Consider the following 23418-nt stretch of genomic DNA (forward strand, 5'->3'; position numbering starts at 1 on the left):
ACCAGCACCTTCCCCGAAATCAATCAGGCCGGTGGGGCTGCCCTCCAGACGGGCATGCCCGTCTTCCGTTCAGCCCCACCGGCCAAGGTGGTTGTCGGCACCGGCCAAGATGGTTGTCGCGCAACAGGCCGATGCCCCCTCGAAGCGGGACCAGTCATCCTGACCGCCCTCGCGCACCGGCGTGACGAGGACATCGGCAACACCGGGCTTGTCGGACGAAGAGAAGTCGGGCTGCAGGGTGACCCCCGGCGCGGGCGGCATGTCAGCCACTGCCTCGATGAATTCGCCCAGATCGCGTTCCAGCGTCGGGTTCAGCGCCACGATCCGGACCTGCGTTTTCAACCCATTCTTGTAATGGACCGAGCCCGCCACCCGGATCGGCTGATGGGCCGAGCGGAAATGCATGTCGCCACCGGCCTTGGCAGCAATGTCGCCCCGCAGGCGGCACACCCGCCGAATATCATCGCCCTCTGCGGGTTCGCTGAGTTTCCACCAGACATGACACTTGCGCTGACCCTCGGGCGTGACGCCGCCGCTTTCGACCACCATGGTGGGTTGGCCGAGGTGGCGCTCCAGATGGGCCCGTTTCGTGGCGATGTCGCCGCAGTCGATATCCACCACAACGGCCTGCATCTGCAGGATCTCGGCGGCCTTGGCCTGGCCAGGGGCAGCGACGGTGCCGGGGATCACATATACAGCCGCGCCCTCGCGCGAGGCCCAAGTGGCGAAGGTGGCCATCTTGTAGGAGACGAACTCGCCCATCTCGATCCAGATGTTATGTGGTCGGCCGTCGATACCCTGCCCCTTGTCGATGAAACTGCGGACCGGGATCAGCCCGTCGCAGTAACCAAAGACCACCTGCATGAACTGCGCGATCTGATCAGGGTCCGGCTCGTCGCCGAACGGATCGATCTGCGGGACGGCATCGTTGAAGTCGCGCCATGGATTGAAATGGACAAGGTTCTGCAGCGGTGCGGCGGACGGCAGGGGTGTGTCTTGCGCTGGTTTTTCGGGTTCGTTGCCCATGATCGTGTCCTCGGGCGTGTCGGGCGGGTTCTTTGGGGCATCGCTCATCCTGCCTGCCCCCAGCAGCGCCCAGCGTGCGAGCAGAAGCGGCATTCGAAGAAGTCACGGTTGGCGGCGATGCGTGGCAGCAGGTCGCCTGCATCGGTGGCCTGAAGGATCCGCACCGCGCGGTCGGACATGCGCTGTGCGAGGTCTGCATCGAAGGGCACCAACTCGTGGTACAATTCGGCAGTGTCTTTGTTGATCGCAGTGAACAAAGCGGGGGCTGCCGAAATGCCCGGAACCGAAGGTTCCATATAGGCCTGGTAGATCGCGATCTGCGCGGCATAGACCGGCTTGGAGACCGTGACCCCGTCCTTCACGCAGGCGCGCCAGTTCTTGGCGTTCATCGTCTTGCACTCCCAGAGTGCCGGGGTGCGCAGACCGAGTGATGCGGGGGCGTCGGCGATGATCCCGTCGACATGGCCACGGATGCGGCCACCGGCGACGGAAAAGCCGAACTGTTCACCATCGGGCCGATTGCCCTTACGGGTGTAAAGGTCGATCCCGGCCGCACACAGCCAGCGGATCGCGAGATCCTCGAGCTGGTGGCCGATCTCGAAGATCCGCAGCGTCTGGCCGCCAAAATCCGCGCCTTCGTCCTTGGGCGCGCCCGCAAATTCGAACTGCAGTGCCCGCTCGCAGGCATGCCCCAGCCGGGATGCGCCGAGATAGGTCCGGGGCGGCGTGGCCTCGCGCTCGGCGATCAGCGCGGCATCGATGGCGGTGTTGACGAGCTCGGCGATGCCGGGGCGGTGATTGTAGTCCAGCATCAGAACGGTACCTCCGCCGTGGCAGCGATGCGCGACATCTCGGCCCCGTAGCCTTCGAGCACCTCTTCGATCAGGTCGGTCACGTCGGTGGCGGTGAGATCGCTCAGTCGCTTGTCCCATCCGATCTGGTCCATCGTCTGGCCCAGCCGCTTCATCACCGGCGCGATGGCGAGGCGTTCTTCCTCAGTCGTTCCCTGCATGGTCAGTCCTTTGCGATGGCGGGCCGCGAACCATGCCTGGCAGGGCATCGAGCAGAACCAGCGATGGTTGCGGGGGCGTGGTTTGGCGGGGTTGAAAAAGCCGAAGCCTTGGGCGGGTCGCAGGCAGACGGCGCAGGGTTGAAAGCGCGGGTGCCAATGGCGCGCGGGGTCCGAAACCGGTCTGATGGGCGATGCGATATGCGCGACATGGTTCACGCCGCCCTCCCGATGTCCGGGCTGGCGCGGCCGACGAGTTGGCGGATCTCGCGCTTGTTGAAACCGAAGGTCATCAAAGCCGAGGCGCGATAACGGGTGAGGCCGTAGTCCTGCCGGAACGCAGGCGGCAGATATTGCAGCTGCTTTTCGGTTGCGGCCTGTTTCAGCCAGCCTTTCGATTTGAAGGCGCTCTCGTCGGTCTCGTATTCGTTCAGCCAGTCATCGGCCTGTGCAAGGCAGACCGTCCGCTCACCCACGCCCAGCAGCCGGGGCGCACGACCTTTCGCACCGCCCACCGCGTGCCAGCGGCCGTCGAGAAAGAAGATCCCGCCCCAGGCATTGAAGCCGTTGGCCATCAGCGCGGCGTCATCACCGAAGAGATCGACCCATGCGAAGCTGGACCGCATCCGAAGGTCGATCTCCGACATGATGAAGCCCGACAGCGGGATGGCGTCCTGGCCTTCGCCGGGCTCCTCCGCGTCGCGCGGGAAAGCCTCCCCGCAGAGCGGGCATTCCATCACGGCGAGCGGGATTTCCGCTTCGCAGGCCGGGCAGGTCTTTGTGGGGGCGGCACCGGCCTCGGTCTTGCCGTCCAGATCGACATCCTGTTCGAGTGTGCCGTGGATCAGGCTCGATGTCCCGAAATCCAGCACGATGCAGTCGGTCTTGACGCTGCCGGGGTGTTCCTCGGGATCCACCGTCCGCAGGCCCCGCCCTACCATCTGGATCATGGTCGATTTGTAGGAACTGGGGCGCAGCAGCACGACGCAGGAGGTGGGAGGATGGTCCCAGCCCTCGGTCAGCACCGCGACATTGACGATGACGCGGACTTCGCCCGCGGCATAGGCGGCGAGGATGCGGCGACGCGTGCCGGCATCGAGATCGCCGTGAATGACGGCCGCCGAAACGCCTGCGCCGTTGAAAGCGGCCGCGACATTTTCGGCGTGGGCGACGGTGGAACAGAAGACGACAGTCGGCCGCTCGCTCGCCTTTTCCTGCCAGTGCCGAACCACCTCGTCGGTGACCGGCGCGCGGTTCATGATTTGCGCGACCTCGGTCATGTCGTAATCGGCGGCGGTTTTACGCACGGCGCGCAACTGTTCCTGCACGCCAACGTCGATGATGAAGGTGCGCGGCGGCACCAGATGGCCCGAGGCGATCAACTCGCCCAACCGGACCTGATCACCGACATTGTCGAAGATCTCGCGCAGACCCTTGCGGTCGCCGCGGTTCGGTGTGGCGGTAACGCCGAATATCCGGCAGGCGGGATTGGCACCCCGGACATGATCGATGATCCGGCGATAGCTGTCGGCGACCGCGTGATGCGCCTCGTCGATGACCAGCAGGTCCAGCGCGGGCATCGCGGCCAGGTTGGCGGGCCGCGACAGCGACGGCACCATAGCGAAGGTCGCCTGACCGGCCCAGCTCTTGGTCTCGGCATCGAACACCGAGCTGGTGATATCAGGTGCGACCCGGCCGAACTTGGTCCGGTTTTGCGCGGTCAACTCATCGCGATGCGCGAGGATGCAGGCCTTTGCGTCGCTCCCTTCGAGGGATTTCGCGACGACCGCCGACAGGGCGATGGTCTTGCCGAACCCCGTCGACGCGATGCTGAGGGTGTTACCGTGATCGCAGAGCGCAGCGAGGCTGCGCTCTGCGAACAGGCTTTGACGGGGGCGAAGGCGCATGGATCAGACCCTCACTGCGCCCAGGACGGACGACCCGGCACGCCCGCCGATGGCTGCGGTGCCGCGGCAGGTTGCTGGACGGCCGCTGCAGCGGGTTGCCCCGCGAAGGACGGCGCCAGCCCCATGTTCTGGGCGTAATCCCGGTGGTCCGGCGTCACCGCGCTCCGAATCTCGTTCTTGTCGTCACCGCTGGCATCGGTGCCGACGTCGATCCGGGCCAGGAACTCGATCCCGTCGAGATCCTTGAGCCCGTTGATCCGGCGCGCGGACTGCGCCTGCGGCGACTGGTCCTTGTCAGAAATCCCACGCGCCGAATTCAGCATGCCGCGCACGAGGCTGCGGCCCATGTTCGCCCAATCCGGGCCCTTGGGGCTGTAAAGTCCGATCAGGGTGAAGATTTTGCGCCGGGCATACTGGCCCTCGGTGACGGTGAACTCGCCGTTCAGATTGACCGCGCCGGTCGAGCCGCGCGTGGCGTAGCCGCCGGTCCAGCCCTGCGCGGCATCGTCGAAGCCGCCGGGGCGGATCGTCAGGCGCACCTTGGCCAGCGTGCCTTTCGGGATGAGATTGGTATTGCTCTGCGCATCATTGAAATCGTTCCAGGACCCCATGGGGTGCCTCCTTCTGTGATCAGGATTGCGGGTGTTCGGGCGTGGCTGCCTCGACGGGCGGCTGATAGGTCAGCCGTTCGATTGGCGGAGCGGCGGGCTTGCGGATCTTGGCCATCAGGCGGCCGAGGTGGGGTTCTTCGACCGGGCCAAGGCGGCCGGAGCGGTCCTTGGCCGGAAAGCCCCAGGGGTTGATCGTCTGGCAGACGAAGGCGCGGTAGGGATCGCCCCCCTCGGCCTTCAACTCCGCCATGGTAATCACCTCGTCGACGATCCCCGGCAGTTCGAGCCCTGTCTTCGATCCGTCGATCTGCGGCTGGAAAACCTTGCGATTGAAGTCATCGAGTTTCTCGTCGAGGATGCCGACGAACCAGACATTCTTGGCCCGGGTGTGCTGCAGATGCGTCAGCCAGGCTATCATCTCGCGGCCGTGCAGCCCGTAGGCGCCGCGCACGTCCGGCTTGCCGGTCTTTTCCGACAGCGCCTCGGGCTGGCCCTTGCACCATTGAAAGCAGAGCCGCCCGGCGACAGTGATCGAGTCGACAAAGATCGTGTCGTACCGGTCGACGGCGGCCGGGTCGCCGAACTTCTGGCAGACCGCCGCGTGGTGCGCCGGGCTATAGGGTTGCTCGTCCCGCAAGCTGGGGTTCGCCCCGCCGATGAACACCGCGAAGTCCCGGCATTCGGCCCAAGTGCGCGGCCGGATGCTGTCGCCCGGCCAGCCTTCGATGGCGAGGTCGCCCGCTTCCAGATCCATGAACAGCGTGCGGGCGGGATCCAGCGTCCACAGAAGTGAAGTCTTGCCGATTCCACTTTTTCCGAAGATGCAGCCTTTTATCCCGCGCGGCTCGGCCAGCCGCTGGTCGGCGGTGATGATGGGCAGGGTCACTGCGCACCCCCTTGCGGGAGGATCTCGACCTTCAGAGTGCCGGTCCGCACCGTACGGGCGGGCTCGAAGCCCTGACGGATGGCCTCGGGCCAGGCGACGTAGTTGCGCTCCGGCACCTTGAAGCTGATCTCGACATACTCAGCGGGGTCATCCCCTGCGGAGCGGATGCGCTCGACCATGGCGGCCAGCCGGTCCTGATCCCAATCCACCCGCTTCGGCAGATCGGCGACGATGGTGAAATCACCCTCGTCGAAACGAACCGTCCCGGTATCCTTGCCGGATGCGCTGCGCACTTCGGCAGCGCGGGTGGCAAACCGGACTTCCAGCGCGGTGCTGAAGCGGGCGGTCACGGCCTTCATCTGCTTGGCCGCCGCGTCGATCTCGCGCTGCATGGCGGCCAACAGGTCCACCGGAAGCAGGGCGATCTCGCCCACGGGGAGGTTGATCAGCTCGTTGATGCCTGGCGTGTTATTTGGGAAGGGCATTTCAGTCTCCGTATTGGGGGATGGGGGTCAGGCGGCCTCGAGCAGGCGCACCGAGAGGGCGGCACCGGCCCGACGGGGCTTGCGCCGGGCGACGGCGATGTAGGCAAACTGGTCGGGTCCGATCCGGGCCTGAACGAGATGGACGAGGTCCTGCTCGGCGGCGCGCAGGGCGGCAGCTGCAACCAGCCGCAGCACGCGCTGCTGATCGGAGGGCAGTTTCGAGATGACGGAAGTCGCATCGACAGCGAGAAAGCCGCGATGATAGACCAGCGTCTCTCCGGGTTCGGCCTGCGCGATCCACGCCGAAAGCCCGATTTCACCGAGCGCCGGACCGGCTGCGCCGAAGATCGACAAGACGCCGGTTGCGCGGATTGCAGAATGAAGGGCCATCATGCCGCGCCCCGCTCGGCGGTGCTGCGGCGCTGGCGCGCCTGCTCATAGGCCAGCACATCCTCGAGGCGGTAGACCACGCGTCCGCCGATTTTCAGGAAGGCCGGGCCATCGCCGGTCCAGCGCCAGCGTTCAAGGGTGCGCGCCGAAATCGTCCAGCGCGCGGCAAGTTCAGTCTGGTTCAGGCAGGTTCTCGACTGCATCGTCTTCTCCCGGTGTCTCTATGGGAGGAAGATGCACGGTCCTATGCGGGGATGTCGTCGGGATCAGAGTGGGATACGGCGGGGGATTGGCCGAGGCGCTGCAATCATGGGATGAATCACGCGGCGGGGGATCACCATCCTCCCCCATCCCCCTGCGCATCCCACGGCGGGGATCCCGAGGGGGAGGCAGGGCAGGCTGGACTCAGAGCCCGGCGAGGCGATAGGCCCCGCGACCGTTCGATTCGATCAGCAGTGGCCAGTCCTTCTTCGACTTGAAGATGTCGGACATCTTGAGGCTGCGCGACCCCGCCTCCCCCAGCACAGCCTTACCGCTCTGCCACGGCTCCCCCCGCTGTGCCGCCGCGTGCAGGATGCGCACCACCTGCGCCTGGATCGGCCCAAGCTGGAACTCATGACCGTTGCAGCGGACGTTGTGGTAGTCGGCGGAGGCGTGAAAAGCCTTGGCCTGCTTCACTCCCGCTGCCTCACGGAATCCGGATTTTGCCTCGAAACGGTCGCGTTCCTCACGGCTTAGCACGAGATCGGGCTTGCGGGTCTTGAGAGTCTCGCGCGATCCAAAGAAACAGGCATAGTCCGCCTTCGTGGTGCGAAACCGGGTGACGCTGACCTCGCCTGTACGGAAGAGCTGGAAAACATCCTGAACATGCAGATCGAGAAGCCCGTTGAATGAGGACCGCTCACAGGGGATCGAGTAGCACCTGCCGTCGTCCGTTTCCTCGAAATCACCGAACTCGATCGGCAGGTTGAGGATGCGGATCGAGAGTCGCAGCTGGTCGTTCTCGGCCAGATAGGCGACGTCGGCCTCGGGCAGTGACCACCGGTCAAGCACCTCAGCCAGGGTGAAATATGCCTTCGCGATCTCCATTCTGGCCCCCGATTCCGATGCAAAGTGTTTGGCTTTTGTTCTAGCCGCTTGACGATCCCAATTCAATCCTGTCTTATCCTATCTTATCCACATGGCGCTGGGGACAACATGAGAGAGAACCACACCTTGGCCGACCGTCTGCGGGCCCGCTCAGATCAGCTAGGCCTGGCACCGGCCCATGTCGCAGAAATGGCGGGGGTCAACCGCTCCTTCGTCTATGACATCCTGCGCGGGCGATCCTCGCGCCCCGGCATCGACCGGATTGCTGATATTGCCCGGGTGCTGAAGGTCGACCGCGACTGGCTGATCCACGGCATTGGCGAGGTCGAGGGCCCCTCCCCCTTCCATGAGAACCCCGACGATGCCTTCGTGGCGATTGCCCATGCCACGCCTCGCCCTTCGATGGGCGGCGGCGCAGTGGTGACCGAAGATGGCGACACGCCCGGTCGCGCCTACCACTTCCGCCAGTCGTGGATCCGCCACAAGCTGAAAGCCAGCCCCGCACAACTCAGGATCATGCATGTGGAAGGCGACAGCATGGCACCGACCCTGCTTGGCGGCGACGCGGTGTTGGTCGACATGACGCGCCAACTGCCCAACCCGCCCGGCATCTTCGTGCTCGACGATGGCATGGGCCTCGTGGCCAAGCGGCTCGAGCATATCCCAAACAGCGACCCGCCGGCTGTGCGGGTGATCTCGGACAACAAGCTCTATCCCGAGTATGAACGCACTGCCGAAGAGATCCGCATCATCGGCCGCATCCGCTGGTTTGCGCGGGAGATATGAGCGGTCGGCTGAAACGAAAAAGCGCCCGAGAGGGTACTCTCCGGGCGCACTTGTTCCATGATCAGATAAGACGTCAAGGGGGGCAGGTGTGTCAAGTCGAATTCTGCATCAGATTCAGTAAGATGCAGGCTATCGGACTTCGAGCGTTCTGCGGCGAATTTCATGGTATCATTAGCTGTTAATTCACCACGGACCCGGTCAGTATCGTCGGTTGGATCTCGCGGTACGGTCGCGAAATGTAGATGACCAAACCGGGGCTGGTCCGCCGTGTCGGGGGCGACATATTCGTCCGTCAGAATGATGGCGATCAGGAGTGCGATGGACAACGACCGGAAATCAAACGGCATGCGAGAGGCACCCGCAACCTTCGTCGCGGCGACGGGCCAGCGCCACGAAGTCCTGGCCGGGCTGGTCGAGCGCGTAACATTCCACAGCACCGAGACCGGCTTTTGCGTCCTTCGCATCAAGGCACGCGGGCATCGGGATCTTGTCACCACCATTGGCCATGCGGCGATGATCTCGGCCGGGGAATGGGTGACTGCATCGGGCGAATGGACCAATGATCACACGCACGGCCTGCAATTTCGCGCACGGTTTCTGAAGGCATCGGCGCCCTCCTCACTTGAGGGCATTGAGAAGTATCTCGGCTCGGGCATGATCCGTGGGATCGGCCCCACCTACGCCAAGCGCATGGTCAAGTTGTTCGGCAAGGACGTCTTCGACATTATCGAGGCCGCCCCCGAACGCTTGCGTGAGGTTGAGGGGATCGGGGCGATGCGGGCTGCAAAGATCACCTCTGCTTGGGCGGACCAGAAGATCATCCGCGAAATCATGGTGTTCCTGCATGAACACGGCGTCGGAACCGCGCGCGCCGTGCGGATCTTCAAGACTTATGGCACGGACGCCATTCAGGTGATGAGCGAGAACCCGTACCGCTTGGCGCGCGACATACGCGGGATCGGGTTCCGGACAGCCGATCTCATCGCCGAAAAGCTCGGCATCGCGAAGACCGCGATGATCCGCGTTCGCGCGGGCATTTCTTATGCGCTGACCGAGGCGATGGGAAATGGCCATTGCGGGTTGCCGAAGGTTGAACTGGTCCCACTCGCCATAAAACTGCTCGAGGTGCCGGACAGCCTGATCGATACGGCGATTGGGTTGGAGATGGCCGAAGCCACGGTTACCGCCGATACGGTCGCCGGAACAGCCTGCATCTTCCTGACCGGGCTCTACCATGCAGAGCAAGGCATCGCCGGACGGTTGCAGCGGCTAACCTCTGGGCCCCTCCCCTGGGCGGAAATCGACGCCGACAAGGCGCTGCCTTGGATTGAGAGCAAAACTGGCCTCACCCTTGCGGCCAGTCAGGCCGAGGCCATTCGTCTGGCGCTGCGTTCCAAGGCGCTCGTCATCACGGGCGGTCCCGGCGTCGGCAAGACCACGATCGTGAACTCCATCCTGCGCATTCTGGCAGCCAAGGCGGTCAAGCTGCTCCTATGCGCCCCGACCGGCCGGGCCGCCAAGCGGATGACCGAGGCCACCGGCATGGAAGCCAAGACGATCCACCGTCTTCTGGAATTCGATCCCAAGGCCTTCGGCTTCAAGCGGGGCGAGGAGAACCCGCTCGACTGCGATCTTCTGGTCATCGACGAAAGCTCCATGGTCGATGTGTTGCTGATGCAATCCCTGCTGAAGGCAGTTCCGGATCATGCCGCCATCCTGATAGTGGGCGACATCGACCAGTTGCCCTCGGTCGGCCCGGGTCAGGTTCTGGCTGATATCATTGCCTCCGGCGCGGTGCCGGTGGTGCGCTTGACGGAGGTTTTCCGCCAGGCTGCTCAAAGCCGGATCATCACCAGCGCGCACAGGATCAACCAAGGACAGATCCCCGATCTTGCTAAGCCTGAAGGAGAGACGGATTTCTACTTCGTGGCGGCTGATGAGCCCGAACAAGCCGTCGAGCGTATCATCACCCTCGTCAAATCGCGCATCCCGCGCCGCTTCGGCCTTGATCCGATCCGCGATATTCAGGTGCTCTGCCCAATGAACAGGGGCGGTGTCGGCGCGAGGTCTCTGAACGTGGCACTGCAGGCGGCGCTAAACCCCTCCGGCGACAACAAGATCGAACGGTTCGGCTCGACCTTCGCGCCCGGTGACAAGGTGATGCAGATCGAGAACGACTACGACAAGGAAGTCTACAACGGCGATATCGGCTATGTCGAAAGCCTCGACTTGGCCGAGGGCGAACTGGCGGTCACCTTCGACGGCCGCTCGGTCACTTACATGTTCGGCGAACTCGATACTCTCGTGCCAGCCTATGCCGCCACGATTCACAAGAGTCAGGGATCGGAATACCCCGCCGTGGTCATTCCTGTCATGACGCAGCACTTCACCATGCTGCAGCGCAATCTGCTTTACACCGGCGTCACCCGCGGCAAGAAGCTGGTCGTTCTGGTCGGGCAGAAGAAGGCCGTCGCGATCGCGGTGAAGAACGTCTCCGGTCGGCGGCGCTGGTCGAAGCTCGATGAATGGCTTGGGCATCCTGAGGCAACTGCCCGCCACATCATGGACTGAGTCTTGGCTGAGCAACGCGAAGGGTGCGGATTTCGCGGAGAATGGGCGCTGATTTCGCGCGATCGTGGGCACGCGTTTCGCGCCATTCTGGGCAGTCATTTCACGGGATCGTGGGCAGGCTGGCCGACGCTTTCATGGAGTCAGGCTTGAACGATTTGGTCAAGCTTTTTTGTGACGGCGGAGCGCCTGCGCAGGCTTTCACCTGAGAGGGTGAGGCGGTGTGCGTTGTGAACGAGGCGGTCGAGGATGGCATCTGCGAGCGTTGGGTCGCCGATGGCTTCGTGCCACTGGTCAACGGGGAGTTGGCTTGTGACGATGGTGGAAGCGCGGCCGTGGCGGTCTTCGAGGATTTCCAGCAGGTCACGGCGCTCCGGGGCGGTGAGGACGGCGAGGCCCCAATCGTCAATGATCAGCACATCCATGCGGGCGATGGTTTTGAGGATGCGTTCATGGCGGCCATCGCCACGGGCCAGAGCAAGGGCCTCGAACATGCGCGGCGCACGTTGATAGAGGACGGGCCGCCCATCCCGGCACGCCTTGTGGCCAAGGGCGCAGGCGATCCAGCTTTTGCCCAAACCGGTCGGCCCGGTTATCAGCAGGTTCTCGTGCCGGGCGATCCAGCCGCCATCGGCAAGATGCGCCATGACACTGCGGTCAAGACCACGTGGGCTGCGCAGGTCCAGATCCTCGACGCTGGCATCTTGGCGCAGAGCCGCAAACTTGAGCCGGGAGGCCAGTTTCTTGGTGTCGCGCTCTGCAGCCTCGCGGTCGACCAGCAGGCCGAGACGCTCTTCGAACGAGAGGGCGTCGAAGGCGGTTGACCTGCGTTGTTCTTCGAGCGCCGATGCAATGCCGGTCAGGCCGAGCGCCAACAGTCGGTCGTGGGTGGGATGGGTCAGCATTTTAGTCCTTTCTCAATGGTAATAGCTGCCGCCACGAATGTTGGCGTGCTGGAGGGGGGCGACCTCTTCGGAGCCTTCCAGGAAGGCGCGATCGAGGCCGGTCTTGAGGATCGAACGAATGGAGGTGACGGTGCGGGCCCGGATGGTCACACCCCGCTGGCAGGCCGCATCAACGCGCTCCGGCCCATAGGTTTTGACCAAGGCCAGCACACCCAGGCAGGTGCGGAACCCCTGTTCAGGATGGGGGCGGTCAGCCATCACCATCTCGCAAAAGGCGGCGACGGCGGGGCCGGTCTTGGTTGCCTGCGCCAGCATTCTGGCCGGGGTCCATTCGGCAAAGCGACGATGGGCCGATGGCATATGGTCGGCCACGGTGACATGGCTGCGCCGCCCCGGGGTGCGCACGTGGCTCGCAACCCTCTGACCACGATGGAATATCTCGACCGTCTGGCCGCTTGTGCGAACATCGACCTCTTGTTTGATCAGCGCGAAGGGCACGGAATACCATGAGCTGTCGACCTCAACGTGATAGTCGGGTGCCACGCGGGCGCGCTTCCAGCGGGCGAAGACATAAGGTTCGGGCGGTAGGGGCTGAAGATTGGGCCGATCCAAAGTGGCAAACAGATCGGCGCGGCTGGCGCCATAGCCGCGCATCACGCGCATGTTCAACTCGTCCAGCAGCCGCCGGATCGCCACGTTCAACTCGGCCAATGAGAAGAACCGGTGGTTCCGCAGCCGCGCCAGAATCCAGCGTTGTGCCACTTGGACAGCCACTTCCACCTTCGCCTTGTCCCGGGGTTTGCGCGGCCGGGCGGGCAGAACGGCGGTGCCATAATGCGCCGCCATCTCGGCATAGGTCCGGTTCAGCCCCGGATCAAACCGGTCTGCCTTGATCACGGCGGACTTCAGATTGTCCGGAACCACCGCCTTTGGCACGCCGCCCAGAAAGGCGAACATCCGGATATGCGCGAGGATCCAATCTTCCAACCCCTCCGATGCCACCGCCTCGGCATAGGTGTGATTCGATGCCCCCATTGCCGCCACGAACAGCTTCATGGCCCGCGCTTCGCCGGTCGTGGGGTCGATCACGTCGATGGTGTCGCCGGCAAAGTCAACGAACACCTTCTCGCCGCCCACATGTGTCTGGCGCATCGTCGGGCGCACCCGACCCTTCCAAGCCTCGTAATGCGTGCAAAACCAAGTATAGGCAAAACCCCCGGGGTGCGCGGCACGGTATTCTTCCCAGAGCAGCATCCGCGTCACCCCAGGGCGGCGCAACTCGCGGTCAATCTCCGCCCAGTCGGGCACAAGCCGCTCCGCGTCCGGCACCGTGGGCGGGGCTGGAAACAAAAGAAGTTCAAGGCTGTCGTCATCGATCCCCTCCGGCAAGGGCCACGTGAGCCCGGCATGACGCGCCCGTTGGGTGTAGCTTCCGACGCTCCCCTTGCTCAGACCGAGGGAAGCGGCAATGGACCGCTCGCTCAGGCCTTGCCCAAGCTTCAATCGCAAAACATCTCGTATCCGGCGCATGTTCAATCGTCCTGTCGGCATCAAGCCACCCCTTCATTCCTGAAGGCGCAACTATCCTCAATTTGCCGACCAGACCTGCCCGCGATCCCGCGAAATCAGTGCCCAGCTTCACGCGAAATGACTGCCCATGATCCCGTGAAATCGATGCCCACCATCAAGCGAAACACGCAATCAAACGGATCGCTGCCCTTTATGCAGTGGAAAAAGAGGCGCGCTACAAGCCTGCTGAAGAGCGCGTTGCCCTGCGGCTGGAAAAGGCAAAGCCGGTCTTCGACAATCTCGAAGTCTGGCTGCAGCTGCAATTGCCCAAGATCTCCGGCAAATCGTCGCTGGCCGAGGCTATCCGCTATGCGCTCGGTCGCATGCCCAAGGCCCGGGCCTATCTTGAAAACGGCCAGCTCGAGCTGGACAACAACATCTGTGAGCGATCAATTCGGCCGGTGACTCTCGGCCGCAAAAACTATCTCTTCATGGGATCAAAGGGCGGCGGTGAAGCTGCGGCCATAGCCTACACGCTCATCGAAACCGCCCGCATGAACAAGGTAGATCCCGAAGCCTGGCTTCGCTGGGTTCTCGAGCGCGTTGCAGACCACAAGATGACCCGCCTCGAAGAACTCATGCCATGGAACTGGGCTGCCGAATAAGTCAACACCAGTCAGACCGGACGGATACGTTCAATCAGCTTTCGCATGAGCGCCGTAATGGCGACTTTTGGTGGCTTTCCAGCTTTGATCATGGCTTGGTATTTGGCCTTGAGGTCGGGATTGTGTCTCATCGCCACCAGGGCGGGCATGTAGAGGGCGTTCCTCACTACTTTGCGCCCACCCTGAATGAATGATTTCCCACGCCATTGCCCAGATTGACGTGTCATAGGCGCTACTCCGGTCAAACTAGCCACCTGCTTTCGGTCCATACTCCCGATTTCGGGCATCTCTATCAAAATGGTGGACGCACAGACCGCACCGATTCCTGGAATTGAGCGGAGAATTTTCATCGAGTGCGCCAGTGTGTCGTTGGAGTTTATCAGACGGTCAACCTCAGCATCAATTTCAGCGATTTGCTTTTCAACGTGAACCAAGCGTGCTTTACTTTGACGGCAAGTGATGGACAGTGTTTGGGTTTTCAAACGGCTCATGATGCGCGTTCGGTCTTTGACCAATCCTGAACGGAAAGTGCGTAACTCCTTCAGATCATGCTGTGTTTTTGTAGCCGGTTCATCTGGTGCTAATACAAAAGCATCCCCCATGACGGCCAACATTTTGGCATCAACGGCGTCGGTTTTTGCGCGCATGCCTTGTGCTTGCGCAAATCGGCGCGCCTGCAAAGGGTTCACTTTTACCAATGGCAAATGCACGCCCAAGGCGCGTTCAAGCCCGCTGTGGTAGGCGCCTGTTGCTTCATAAACAACGCGTATCACAGCCGTCTGTGCGCAGAACTTGGCAAGTGCCCTAAATCCTGCGGGGCAATTGCTAAACGACATAATCTTCCCGTCGCTCAGCCGGTGAATGTCTAAAGTTGCTTTGGAAATGTCTATACCAATGGTATCATCCGTCATCTTCGTCATATCCTATGCTTGTCCTAGAGGGCTTTGCGCCGCTCTGTATCCGTTCAGGCCTTTGGCGAAGGTGGTGGTTGATCTTACTCTCGAACGGTCCTCAAAGACCAAGCGTCTTACGATCCAACCACCACCACAGATCAGCATTCTAGAATGCTGATCTGTGGCTCTTGTTTCGCACAAAAGCTGGGATCTTCATAAGACAAGCATCCACGCAGGCAAGGTGCCGATCACCAGGACCGGCGACTGGAGCGACGTCACCGTTGTGGATGCCGACGGCAACCGCATCCCCTGGACCGAGGTCTCGCACATCAACGATGACGAAATGCGCGACCTGATGCGAGATGTTGTTAACCGCCTCTACACGTTTCACCTCTGCGCCGATGAGCCGGGGCTGCAGGCCGAGATCGAACGGTGGATGGCCGTCGCCAGCAAATGGGACGCGCCGGAAATCGATCCTCGGATGATCGGTGGCATGGTCGAGCAGCGCTGAAACACTCAGGCTCGGGCTTTAACCTCGCGGGTAATCCAAAGGATCTCTACTTCGGGTCTGTGTCTATGGTCGGTCATAGTGCCGGATCTATGCTGATATCGTCAGCTCAGAAAGACGGCCCTCGGCGTGGGCTTGCCACCAAACTGACCTTGGGAATCTTATGTCAGGTGGGGAGCACTGGTATAACGGCGAGCATCTGCACAGCGCCATCCGCTTCGTCCCACCCAACAGCCTGCTCCGGTTAGCGGGGCTGAACTGGCCCGTACCGAACTTCTCTACCCTGTGCCGCAGGCAAAAGACCTTGGCAGTTCAGATCCCCTATCCTACGCTGGGACACGTGTCGTGTGCTTCGATAACAAAGAGGGAGATGCACGCAAGCAATCCGTTGCAGAGGGTCGGCTCGCGTTCATGGATTCATGGACGCTCCGTTGTTTGACGCCACATCGCCCGTAGCGCCGCACCAAAATCCGCAGCATAACGATCTGCGTCCCAGCCCGGGCGGGTCAGTAGCCGGGCGCGCAGCCCGCGTTTAAGGTTAAGAAGCGCTGGCCTATCCTGGCCAAGCTCCACCGCTTTGGCGACATAGGCGGTGTCATCCTTGGCGACCCAATCGGGCAGACCCGCCGCGGTCATGAAGCTTGCGCCCATGCGGGAGACGAACTGACCGCCCTCCATAGTCAGGACTGGCACCCCCATCCAGAGCGCCTGGAGCGTGGTAGTGCCGCCGCAATAGGGGAAGGGATCGAGGGCGATGTCGATCTCACCATAGGCCTGCATCATCACGTCAAGCGCGACAGGGCCACGGAAGGTCAGGCGCTCTGGCGCGATGCCCTCCTCGCTGAAGAGGCGGCGGAACCGGGCGACGGCAGCCGCATCCTTGAAGCTTGGCGCGCGCAGGAGGAGCTGGGAGTCAGGCCCGGCTTTGAGCACATCAGCCCAGAGGCGGATCGTGCGCGGGGTCAGTTTTGGAGTGTTGTTGAAGGAGCCAAAGGTCAGTGGGCGGCCACGTGTCAGCCCCACGAAATCCGGCAGGGGATAGTCCACCTCTGGCGCGAAGCAGAACACCGTGTTTGGAAGGCGCATCACGTGTTCGCTGCACAAATGATCAGCTTCGGGGGGCGTCACCAGCGGATCACCGATCAGCCAGTCGATGTTCGGCACGCCGGTGGAGCCGGGATAGCCGAGGAAACTGGCTTGGAGGGGCGCCATGCGCCGGGCAAAGGCGCGCATGGTGCCGCCTGCGGTATGGCCTGCCAGATCGATCAGGATGTCGATCCGGTCTGCTGCGACTGCTTCGGCAAGCTGGGCTGTGGTCACGTCGCGCCAGACACCCACGCGGCTACGGGCAAGCCTGGTCTGATCGTCCACCGCGGAGCCGGTGTTGTAGATAGTCAGTGGCAGGCCCGCGTGATCCCATCGCGCCAGAAGCGGTTGGAGGAAGATGTTTACCGGGTGCTGATGGTGCAGATCGCCACTGACCATGCCGATTCGAAGCGGGCGGTTCGGGTCTGGATCGGCCCGAAAGCTCTCCTGCGACCGCGCCTCATTTCCCCATTCCGCGAACAGGGCGCGGTGACGGTGGGCCACCTCTTGCGGGGTCGCGCTATCGGCGTAGAGCAGGCTCATCGCGGCGTTCGGCGCGAAACTGTCCTGTCCGTTCGCCACCAGGCCTTCATACAGGGCGAGAGCCGTATCCGCGTCCCCAAGCCGGTTGGCGATCGAGGCGCGCAGGGCCGCGCTGGCGGTCGGCGGCACAGATCCGGAGGCTTCGGCTCTGTTGAGTGAAATCAGGGCTTGCTCCAGCAACCAGGCCTTCACCTGCATGTCGGCCAGATCGAGATGGGCCTGGGCGTTATCGGGGAACAGCTTGGTCCAGCGTTCAAGGATCGCCACCGCCTCGGCCCAGAAATTGAACCGGTAGGCGAGCTGCGCCAGCTTGCGGATTTCGCGGAGAATGGGCGCTGATTTCGCGCGATCGTGGGCACGCGTTTCGCGCCATTCTGGGCAGTCATTTCACGGGATCGTGGGCAGGCTGGCCGACGCTTTCATGGAGTCAGGCTTGAACGATTTGGTCAAGCTTTTTTGTGACGGCGGAGCGCCTGCGCAGGCTTTCACCTGAGAGGGTGAGGCGGTGTGCGTTGTGAACGAGGCGGTCGAGGATGGCATCTGCGAGCGTTGGGTCGCCGATGGCTTCGTGCCACTGGTCAACGGGGAGTTGGCTTGTGACGATGGTGGAAGCGCGGCCGTGGCGGTCTTCGAGGATTTCCAGCAGGTCACGGCGCTCCGGGGCGGTGAGGACGGCGAGGCCCCAATCGTCAATGATCAGCACATCCATGCGGGCGATGGTTTTGAGGATGCGTTCATGGCGGCCATCGCCACGGGCCAGAGCAAGGGCCTCGAACATGCGCGGCGCACGTTGATAGAGGACGGGCCGCCCATCCCGGCACGCCTTGTGGCCAAGGGCGCAGGCGATCCAGCTTTTGCCCAAACCGGTCGGCCCGGTTATCAGCAGGTTCTCGTGCCGGGCGATCCAGCCGCCATCGGCAAGATGCGCCATGACACTGCGGTCAAGACCACGTGGGCTGCGCAGGTCCAGATCCTCGACGCTGGCATCTTGGCGCAGAGCCGCAAACTTGAGCCGGGAGGCCAGTTTCTTGGTGTCGCGCTCTGCAGCCTCGCGGTCGACCAGCAGGCCGAGACGCTCTTCGAACGAGAGGGCGTCGAAGGCGGTTGACCTGCGTTGTTCTTCGAGCGCCGATGCAATGCCGGTCAGGCCGAGCGCCAACAGTCGGTCGTGGGTGGGATGGGTCAGCATTTTAGTCCTTTCTCAATGGTAATAGCTGCCGCCACGAATGTTGGCGTGCTGGAGGGGGGCGACCTCTTCGGAGCCTTCCAGGAAGGCGCGATCGAGGCCGGTCTTGAGGATCGAACGAATGGAGGTGACGGTGCGGGCCCGGATGGTCACACCCCGCTGGCAGGCCGCATCAACGCGCTCCGGCCCATAGGTTTTGACCAAGGCCAGCACACCCAGGCAGGTGCGGAACCCCTGTTCAGGATGGGGGCGGTCAGCCATCACCATCTCGCAAAAGGCGGCGACGGCGGGGCCGGTCTTGGTTGCCTGCGCCAGCATTCTGGCCGGGGTCCATTCGGCAAAGCGACGATGGGCCGATGGCATATGGTCGGCCACGGTGACATGGCTGCGCCGCCCCGGGGTGCGCACGTGGCTCGCAACCCTCTGACCACGATGGAATATCTCGACCGTCTGGCCGCTTGTGCGAACATCGACCTCTTGTTTGATCAGCGCGAAGGGCACGGAATACCATGAGCTGTCGACCTCAACGTGATAGTCGGGTGCCACGCGGGCGCGCTTCCAGCGGGCGAAGACATAAGGTTCGGGCGGTAGGGGCTGAAGATTGGGCCGATCCAAAGTGGCAAACAGATCGGCGCGGCTGGCGCCATAGCCGCGCATCACGCGCATGTTCAACTCGTCCAGCAGCCGCCGGATCGCCACGTTCAACTCGGCCAATGAGAAGAACCGGTGGTTCCGCAGCCGCGCCAGAATCCAGCGTTGTGCCACTTGGACAGCCACTTCCACCTTCGCCTTGTCCCGGGGTTTGCGCGGCCGGGCGGGCAGAACGGCGGTGCCATAATGCGCCGCCATCTCGGCATAGGTCCGGTTCAGCCCCGGATCAAACCGGTCTGCCTTGATCACGGCGGACTTCAGATTGTCCGGAACCACCGCCTTTGGCACGCCGCCCAGAAAGGCGAACATCCGGATATGCGCGAGGATCCAATCTTCCAACCCCTCCGATGCCACCGCCTCGGCATAGGTGTGATTCGATGCCCCCATTGCCGCCACGAACAGCTTCATGGCCCGCGCTTCGCCGGTCGTGGGGTCGATCACGTCGATGGTGTCGCCGGCAAAGTCGACGAACACCTTCTCGCCGCCCACATGTGTCTGGCGCATCGTCGGGCGCACCCGACCCTTCCAAGCCTCGTAATGCGTGCAAAACCAAGTATAGGCAAAACCCCCGGGGTGCGCGGCACGGTATTCTTCCCAGAGCAGCATCCGCGTCACCCCAGGGCGGCGCAACTCGCGGTCAATCTCCGCCCAGTCGGGCACAAGCCGCTCCGCGTCCGGCACCGTGGGCGGGGCTGGAAACAAAAGAAGTTCAAGGCTGTCGTCATCGATCCCCTCCGGCAAGGGCCACGTGAGCCCGGCATGACGCGCCCGTTGGGTGTAGCTTCCGACGCTCCCCTTGCTCAGACCGAGGGAAGCGGCAATGGACCGCTCGCTCAGGCCTTGCCCAAGCTTCAATCGCAAAACATCTCGTATCCGGCGCATGTTCAATCGTCCTGTCGGCATCAAGCCACCCCTTCATTCCTGAAGGCGCAACTATCCTCAATTTGCCGACCAGACCTGCCCGCGATCCCGCGAAATCAGTGCCCAGCTTCACGCGAAATGACTGCCCATGATCCCGTGAAATCGATGCCCACCATCAAGCGAAACACGCAGTGATGTGGGCGGAATGGCCGAGGCCGGTGACTGCGTAGATCATGGTGCGGCCGTCGCCGATCGCCGCGCCAAAGGCCTGCGCCTCGGGCAGGGTCGCGAATTGCTCCCGCGTGCGGGTGGCGGGCGTGCGGCCCCGGGCGGCGACAAAGTGTGCGGCGTTCTTCAGGCAGAATTCTTCGTGGTTTGTCAGGGGCTTGGTGGCGGCCTTCATGGCAGTCTCCGTTGCGTTGCGATGGGTGCAGACAGCCGCTGAGACCAAAAGAGAGCAACTCCTAAGTCACTGACTAAATGATATTTATTGTGATACTAACGCGGCGAAATCGCTGGAAGCCTATTGCCCGCCCACCAATCGGGGCGGTTGACGCGAGTGCTACTTGGTATTACTTTACGTCAAAAGGAGTGCCCTTATGACGGTGAAATCCTCGATCTCGCTGACCGACGAACAGCACAGTTTCGTCAAGGAACTGGTCGAAGCCGGGCGCTATTCGAGTGTGAGCGCGGTGCTGCAACAGGGGATCGACCTGCTGCGGCAACGCATGCAAGATGACGATTTGCACCGGACAGCGCTGAAAGCGCTGCTGGACCAGCGCAGCGCCGGGGCGTTTGTCAGCGGCGCCCAGATGGACAAGACCATCGCGCGCATGATCGCTGAGAAACGCCGCGCACATGCGGTTCAGAATTGAGTTTTCGGCGGAAGCCGAGCGTGATTTTGCCCTGATCTTCGACCACCTCTTTGAAAGCTACCGAGGCTTCGGCGAAAGCATTGAAGCGTCACTGGATCATTGCGAGGCCCGCATCCACGAGATCCGGCAGGAAGCCGACCGGCTGTGTGCGGCGCCATTTCGTGGTGAGCGTCACGATGATCTGCTGCCGGGTCTGCGACATCTAACGATCGATCGGGCGATCTACTGGTTCGAAGTGAACGAAGCGGAACAGCGGGTCCGCATATTGGCGATCTTTTTCGGCGGCCAGGATCATGTCCGCCATATGCTTACGCGGCTTCTTACGCCCTGAAACGCGCAGCCCTTTGCTCGGCGTCGCTGGGTCAAGCGGCGTCTTTTCAAGAGTATTCTCAAGGCAGTCAGGGACAGCATGGGACGTTCACGTCGCGCCGGTGCGGCGCATCGCCACCCTGCAGGACGTCACGATCGATGCCGCCCTGAATTTCCAAGTGGATGTCCAGACCGATCCGACCAAGGGGCGCGGCGCCTGCACGCCCCCAGGATGAGCACTAAAACAGAGGCGGGACCGGCGCTGGGCCCGCCTCCAAGCCGGTAGGCAGGCAGCGGGAGACTAGTGTTCCCCACCTGACACAGGATTCCCATTGAGGGCCTGATGTGCCATATTCGGGGCATGAGACGCGATGACATTTGCCTTTACCTTGGCCCCGCCGACCGTGCTGAGCTTCAAGCTCTGATCACCAACCGCAACACTGCGCGCAAGCTCGTCTGGCGTTCCGAGATCGTGCTGGCGACAGCGGACGGTCACGGCACTTTTGAGATCATGCGGCGCGCACGCACTTCGAAGCCCACGGTCTGGCGCTGGCAGGCTCGGTATCTCGATGAGGGTGTGGACGGCCTCAAGCGCGACAAGACAAGGCCCTCGCGCGTGCCGCCATTGCCCATGGAAACAAGGCTGAAGGTGATCACCAAGACGGTGCAGGAGACGCCGCCCAACGCCACCCACTGGAGCCGCGCCCTGATGGCCGAAGCCATGGGGATTTCGCCGTCGAGTGTGGGTCGCATATGGGCCGAAGCTGGCTTGAAGCCGCATCTCACGAAGGGGTTCAAGGTCTCGAATGACCCGCTGTTCGAGGAAAAGGTCACGGATATCGTCGGTCTCTACCTTGATCCACCGGATCGGGCTGTGGTTCTGTGTGTTGATGAGAAGTCGCAGATCCAGGCGTTGGATCGGACGCAACCCGGTCTGCCGCTCAAGAAGGGGCGCGCAGCTACCATGACACACGATTATAAGCGGCACGGCACGACCACGCTGTTCGCCGCGCTGGATGTGAAATCCGGCAAGGTCATCGGCGATTGCATGCCCCGCCATCGCGCCAAGGAGTTCCTGAAATTTCTGCGGCAGATCGACAAGGCCGTGCCCGCGCGTCGTCACGTGCACCTGGTGCTCGACAACTACGCCACCCACAAGACGCCCGAGGTGAAAGCATGGCTGGACAAGCACCCGCGCTTCAAGCTGCACTTCACGCCCACCAGCGCCTCATGGCTGAACCTGGTCGAACGCTTCTTCGCCGAAATCACATCGAGGCGCATCCGACGTGGCAGCTATTCCAGCGTCGATGACCTGAAGACCGCGATCTACGACTATCTGGCGCAGCACAACGAGAAGCCGAAGCCCTTCAGGTGGACCAAAACCGCCGAGGACATCCTCACCCGAGAACGCCGCGCGCTCGACAAACTCGACGAAATTCGCGGAAACAGGTAGGAAGTGTCAGACTCAGAACACTAGTGTTCCCCACCTGACACAGGATTCCCATTGAGGGCCTGATGTGCCATATTCGGGGCATGAGACGCGATGACATTTGCCTTTACCTTGGCCCCGCCGACCGTGCTGAGCTTCAAGCTCTGATCACCAACCGCAACACTGCGCGCAAGCTCGTCTGGCGTTCCGAGATCGTGCTGGCGACAGCGGACGGTCACGGCACTTTTGAGATCATGCGGCGCGCACGCACTTCGAAGCCCACGGTCTGGCGCTGGCAGGCTCGGTATCTCGATGAGGGTGTGGACGGCCTCAAGCGCGACAAGACAAGGCCCTCGCGCGTGCCGCCATTGCCCATGGAAACAAGGCTGAAGGTGATCACCAAGACGGTGCAGGAGACGCCGCCCAACGCCACCCACTGGAGCCGCGCCCTGATGGCCGAAGCCATGGGGATTTCGCCGTCGAGTGTGGGTCGCATATGGGCCGAAGCTGGCTTGAAGCCGCATCTCACGAAGGGGTTCAAGGTCTCGAATGACCCGCTGTTCGAGGAAAAGGTCACGGATATCGTCGGTCTCTACCTTGATCCACCGGATCGGGCTGTGGTTCTGTGTGTTGATGAGAAGTCGCAGATCCAGGCGTTGGATCGGACGCAACCCGGTCTGCCGCTCAAGAAGGGGCGCGCAGCTACCATGACACACGATTATAAGCGGCACGGCACGACCACGCTGTTCGCCGCGCTGGATGTGAAATCCGGCAAGGTCATCGGCGATTGCATGCCCCGCCATCGCGCCAAGGAGTTCCTGAAATTTCTGCGGCAGATCGACAAGGCCGTGCCCGCGCGTCGTCACGTGCACCTGGTGCTCGACAACTACGCCACCCACAAGACGCCCGAGGTGAAAGCATGGCTGGACAAGCACCCGCGCTTCAAGCTGCACTTCACGCCCACCAGCGCCTCATGGCTGAACCTGGTCGAACGCTTCTTCGCCGAAATCACATCGAGGCGCATCCGACGTGGCAGCTATTCCAGCGTCGATGACCTGAAGACCGCGATCTACGACTATCTGGCGCAGCACAACGAGAAGCCGAAGCCCTTCAGGTGGACCAAAACCGCCGAGGACATCCTCACCCGAGAACGCCGCGCGCTCGACAAACTCGACGAAATTCGCGGAAACAGGTAGGAAGTGTCAGACTCAGAACACTAGCGTACGATGGCCGACAGAATA

General features: G+C 62.5%; 24 protein-coding genes and 2 pseudogenes. 9 read left to right on the top strand and 17 right to left on the bottom strand.

The window, feature by feature from the left end; genetic code table 11:
* Nucleotides 1–69: 69 nt before the first annotated feature.
* The 10 genes from RNZ50_07400 to RNZ50_07445 form a co-directional block, all read right to left on the bottom strand.
* Nucleotides 70–1119, bottom strand: coding sequence for a hypothetical protein (locus tag RNZ50_07400; protein ID MDT8854845.1), 1050 nt, complete (start codon nucleotides 1117–1119; stop codon nucleotides 70–72).
* Nucleotides 1071–1838: a hypothetical protein gene (locus RNZ50_07405; protein ID MDT8854846.1), complete on the bottom strand. Its 768-nt coding sequence runs from the start codon at nucleotides 1836–1838 to the stop codon at nucleotides 1071–1073. Before RNZ50_07405 ends, RNZ50_07400 begins: the two co-directional genes overlap by 49 nt.
* Nucleotides 1838–2038: a DUF6511 domain-containing protein gene (locus RNZ50_07410; GenBank protein MDT8854847.1), complete on the bottom strand. Its 201-nt coding sequence runs from the start codon at nucleotides 2036–2038 to the stop codon at nucleotides 1838–1840. The genes RNZ50_07405 and RNZ50_07410 overlap by 1 nt, the downstream gene beginning before the upstream one ends.
* Before the next feature lie 212 nt (nucleotides 2039–2250).
* Complete coding sequence (locus RNZ50_07415) at nucleotides 2251–3942, bottom strand: DEAD/DEAH box helicase (GenBank protein MDT8854848.1); 1692 nt, start codon at nucleotides 3940–3942, stop codon at nucleotides 2251–2253.
* An 11-nt stretch (nucleotides 3943–3953) separates the two neighbouring features.
* A complete protein-coding gene (locus tag RNZ50_07420) occupies nucleotides 3954–4553 on the bottom strand; it encodes a hypothetical protein (protein MDT8854849.1) in 600 nt (199 codons plus the stop codon).
* 19 nt (nucleotides 4554–4572) lie between these two features.
* Entirely contained in the window at nucleotides 4573–5439 is an 867-nt protein-coding gene (locus RNZ50_07425) for an ATP-binding protein (protein MDT8854850.1), read from the bottom strand.
* Complete coding sequence (locus RNZ50_07430; protein ID MDT8854851.1) at nucleotides 5436–5924, bottom strand: hypothetical protein; 489 nt, start codon at nucleotides 5922–5924, stop codon at nucleotides 5436–5438. Before RNZ50_07430 ends, RNZ50_07425 begins: the two co-directional genes overlap by 4 nt.
* 27 nt (nucleotides 5925–5951) lie before the next feature.
* Nucleotides 5952–6314 carry a hypothetical protein gene (locus RNZ50_07435; GenBank protein ID MDT8854852.1) on the bottom strand — a complete coding sequence of 121 codons (363 nt, stop codon included), beginning with the start codon at nucleotides 6312–6314 and terminating at the stop codon, nucleotides 5952–5954.
* Nucleotides 6314–6517 (bottom strand): helix-turn-helix domain-containing protein, encoded by a 204-nt coding sequence (locus RNZ50_07440; protein MDT8854853.1) that lies wholly within the window; start codon nucleotides 6515–6517, stop codon nucleotides 6314–6316. Before RNZ50_07440 ends, RNZ50_07435 begins: the two co-directional genes overlap by 1 nt.
* Nucleotides 6518–6719: 202 nt before the next feature.
* Complete coding sequence (locus RNZ50_07445) at nucleotides 6720–7403, bottom strand: hypothetical protein (protein ID MDT8854854.1); 684 nt, start codon at nucleotides 7401–7403, stop codon at nucleotides 6720–6722.
* Between the two features lie 108 nt (nucleotides 7404–7511).
* Between RNZ50_07445 and RNZ50_07450 the strand changes: the two genes are divergently transcribed.
* Nucleotides 7512–8189 carry a LexA family transcriptional regulator gene (locus RNZ50_07450; protein MDT8854855.1) on the top strand — a complete coding sequence of 226 codons (678 nt, stop codon included), beginning with the start codon at nucleotides 7512–7514 and terminating at the stop codon, nucleotides 8187–8189.
* 318 nt (nucleotides 8190–8507) lie between these two features.
* Nucleotides 8508–10760 (top strand): ATP-dependent RecD-like DNA helicase, encoded by a 2253-nt coding sequence (locus RNZ50_07455; protein MDT8854856.1) that lies wholly within the window; start codon nucleotides 8508–8510, stop codon nucleotides 10758–10760.
* Between the two features lie 140 nt (nucleotides 10761–10900).
* Here the strand turns inward: RNZ50_07455 and istB (RNZ50_07460) are convergent, their stop codons facing one another.
* Together istB (RNZ50_07460) and istA (RNZ50_07465) are read right to left on the bottom strand one after the other, a co-directional pair.
* Nucleotides 10901–11662, bottom strand: a complete 762-nt coding sequence (istB, locus tag RNZ50_07460; GenBank protein ID MDT8854857.1) for an IS21-like element helper ATPase IstB — start codon at nucleotides 11660–11662, stop codon at nucleotides 10901–10903.
* Between the two features lie 12 nt (nucleotides 11663–11674).
* Nucleotides 11675–13213: an IS21 family transposase gene (gene istA / locus RNZ50_07465; GenBank protein MDT8854858.1), complete on the bottom strand. Its 1539-nt coding sequence runs from the start codon at nucleotides 13211–13213 to the stop codon at nucleotides 11675–11677.
* 137 nt (nucleotides 13214–13350) lie between these two features.
* Here istA (RNZ50_07465) and RNZ50_07470 point away from each other — a divergent pair.
* A pseudogene (locus tag RNZ50_07470) lies at nucleotides 13351–13836 on the top strand (transposase).
* An 11-nt stretch (nucleotides 13837–13847) separates the two neighbouring features.
* Here the strand turns inward: RNZ50_07470 and RNZ50_07475 are convergent.
* Nucleotides 13848–14747 (bottom strand): transposase, encoded by a 900-nt coding sequence (locus RNZ50_07475; protein MDT8854859.1) that lies wholly within the window; start codon nucleotides 14745–14747, stop codon nucleotides 13848–13850.
* Nucleotides 14748–14910: 163 nt separating this feature from the next.
* On the opposite strand from RNZ50_07475, the gene RNZ50_07480 reads away from it, so the two are divergent.
* Together RNZ50_07480 and RNZ50_07485 are read left to right on the top strand one after the other, a co-directional pair.
* Nucleotides 14911–15240, top strand: a complete 330-nt coding sequence (locus RNZ50_07480; protein MDT8854860.1) for a hypothetical protein — start codon at nucleotides 14911–14913, stop codon at nucleotides 15238–15240.
* A gap of 229 nt (nucleotides 15241–15469) precedes the next feature.
* A pseudogene (locus tag RNZ50_07485) lies at nucleotides 15470–15562 on the top strand (transposase).
* 92 nt (nucleotides 15563–15654) lie between these two features.
* Here RNZ50_07485 and RNZ50_07490 read toward each other — a convergent pair.
* From RNZ50_07490 to RNZ50_07505, 4 genes are all read right to left on the bottom strand, one after another.
* Nucleotides 15655–17133, bottom strand: a complete 1479-nt coding sequence (locus tag RNZ50_07490; protein ID MDT8854861.1) for a hypothetical protein — start codon at nucleotides 17131–17133, stop codon at nucleotides 15655–15657.
* Nucleotides 17134–17293: 160 nt separating this feature from the next.
* Nucleotides 17294–18055 carry an IS21-like element helper ATPase IstB gene (gene istB, locus RNZ50_07495; protein MDT8854862.1) on the bottom strand — a complete coding sequence of 254 codons (762 nt, stop codon included), beginning with the start codon at nucleotides 18053–18055 and terminating at the stop codon, nucleotides 17294–17296.
* 12 nt (nucleotides 18056–18067) lie between these two features.
* On the bottom strand, nucleotides 18068–19606 hold the full coding sequence (gene istA / locus RNZ50_07500) for an IS21 family transposase (protein MDT8854863.1): 1539 nt from the start codon (nucleotides 19604–19606) through the stop codon (nucleotides 18068–18070).
* Between the two features lie 133 nt (nucleotides 19607–19739).
* Nucleotides 19740–19967, bottom strand: a complete 228-nt coding sequence (locus RNZ50_07505) for a hypothetical protein (GenBank protein ID MDT8854864.1) — start codon at nucleotides 19965–19967, stop codon at nucleotides 19740–19742.
* A 196-nt stretch (nucleotides 19968–20163) separates the two neighbouring features.
* Between RNZ50_07505 and RNZ50_07510 the strand changes: the two genes are divergently transcribed.
* The 4 genes from RNZ50_07510 to RNZ50_07525 all read left to right on the top strand — a co-directional run bounded on the left by RNZ50_07510 (nucleotide 20164) and on the right by RNZ50_07525 (nucleotide 23373).
* On the top strand, nucleotides 20164–20439 hold the full coding sequence (locus RNZ50_07510; protein ID MDT8854865.1) for a type II toxin-antitoxin system ParD family antitoxin: 276 nt from the start codon (nucleotides 20164–20166) through the stop codon (nucleotides 20437–20439).
* A complete protein-coding gene (locus RNZ50_07515; protein ID MDT8854866.1) occupies nucleotides 20423–20770 on the top strand; it encodes a type II toxin-antitoxin system RelE/ParE family toxin in 348 nt (115 codons plus the stop codon). The genes RNZ50_07510 and RNZ50_07515 overlap by 17 nt, the downstream gene beginning before the upstream one ends.
* 339 nt (nucleotides 20771–21109) lie before the next feature.
* A complete protein-coding gene (locus RNZ50_07520; GenBank protein MDT8854867.1) occupies nucleotides 21110–22201 on the top strand; it encodes an IS630 family transposase in 1092 nt (363 codons plus the stop codon).
* A gap of 80 nt (nucleotides 22202–22281) precedes the next feature.
* A complete protein-coding gene (locus RNZ50_07525) occupies nucleotides 22282–23373 on the top strand; it encodes an IS630 family transposase (GenBank protein ID MDT8854868.1) in 1092 nt (363 codons plus the stop codon).
* Nucleotides 23374–23418 lie beyond the last annotated feature (45 nt).

The organism is Paracoccaceae bacterium Fryx2, assembly GCA_032334235.1.
GTDB lineage: Bacteria > Pseudomonadota > Alphaproteobacteria > Rhodobacterales > Rhodobacteraceae > JAVSGI01.

Excerpts from the sequence above, each read along its gene's own strand:
- RNZ50_07400 (MDT8854845.1), bottom strand. The coding sequence starts at position 1,119 with ATGCCGCTTCTGCTCGCACGCTGGGCGCTGCTGGGGGCAGGCAGGATG.
- RNZ50_07405 (MDT8854846.1), bottom strand. The coding sequence starts at position 1,838 with ATGCTGGACTACAATCACCGCCCCGGCATCGCCGAGCTCGTCAACACC.
- RNZ50_07410 (MDT8854847.1), bottom strand. The coding sequence starts at position 2,038 with ATGCAGGGAACGACTGAGGAAGAACGCCTCGCCATCGCGCCGGTGATG.
- RNZ50_07415 (MDT8854848.1), bottom strand. The coding sequence starts at position 3,942 with ATGCGCCTTCGCCCCCGTCAAAGCCTGTTCGCAGAGCGCAGCCTCGCT.
- RNZ50_07420 (MDT8854849.1), bottom strand. The coding sequence starts at position 4,553 with ATGGGGTCCTGGAACGATTTCAATGATGCGCAGAGCAATACCAATCTC.
- RNZ50_07430 (MDT8854851.1), bottom strand. The coding sequence starts at position 5,924 with ATGCCCTTCCCAAATAACACGCCAGGCATCAACGAGCTGATCAACCTC.
- RNZ50_07435 (MDT8854852.1), bottom strand. The coding sequence starts at position 6,314 with ATGGCCCTTCATTCTGCAATCCGCGCAACCGGCGTCTTGTCGATCTTC.
- RNZ50_07440 (MDT8854853.1), bottom strand. The coding sequence starts at position 6,517 with ATGCAGTCGAGAACCTGCCTGAACCAGACTGAACTTGCCGCGCGCTGG.
- RNZ50_07445 (MDT8854854.1), bottom strand. The coding sequence starts at position 7,403 with ATGGAGATCGCGAAGGCATATTTCACCCTGGCTGAGGTGCTTGACCGG.
- RNZ50_07450 (MDT8854855.1), top strand. The coding sequence starts at position 7,512 with ATGAGAGAGAACCACACCTTGGCCGACCGTCTGCGGGCCCGCTCAGAT.
- RNZ50_07455 (MDT8854856.1), top strand. The coding sequence starts at position 8,508 with ATGGACAACGACCGGAAATCAAACGGCATGCGAGAGGCACCCGCAACC.
- istB (MDT8854857.1), bottom strand. The coding sequence starts at position 11,662 with ATGCTGACCCATCCCACCCACGACCGACTGTTGGCGCTCGGCCTGACC.
- istA (MDT8854858.1), bottom strand. The coding sequence starts at position 13,213 with ATGCCGACAGGACGATTGAACATGCGCCGGATACGAGATGTTTTGCGA.
- RNZ50_07475 (MDT8854859.1), bottom strand. The coding sequence starts at position 14,747 with ATGACGGATGATACCATTGGTATAGACATTTCCAAAGCAACTTTAGAC.
- istB (MDT8854862.1), bottom strand. The coding sequence starts at position 18,055 with ATGCTGACCCATCCCACCCACGACCGACTGTTGGCGCTCGGCCTGACC.
- istA (MDT8854863.1), bottom strand. The coding sequence starts at position 19,606 with ATGCCGACAGGACGATTGAACATGCGCCGGATACGAGATGTTTTGCGA.
- RNZ50_07505 (MDT8854864.1), bottom strand. The coding sequence starts at position 19,967 with ATGAAGGCCGCCACCAAGCCCCTGACAAACCACGAAGAATTCTGCCTG.
- RNZ50_07510 (MDT8854865.1), top strand. The coding sequence starts at position 20,164 with ATGACGGTGAAATCCTCGATCTCGCTGACCGACGAACAGCACAGTTTC.
- RNZ50_07515 (MDT8854866.1), top strand. The coding sequence starts at position 20,423 with ATGCGGTTCAGAATTGAGTTTTCGGCGGAAGCCGAGCGTGATTTTGCC.
- RNZ50_07520 (MDT8854867.1), top strand. The coding sequence starts at position 21,110 with ATGAGACGCGATGACATTTGCCTTTACCTTGGCCCCGCCGACCGTGCT.
- RNZ50_07525 (MDT8854868.1), top strand. The coding sequence starts at position 22,282 with ATGAGACGCGATGACATTTGCCTTTACCTTGGCCCCGCCGACCGTGCT.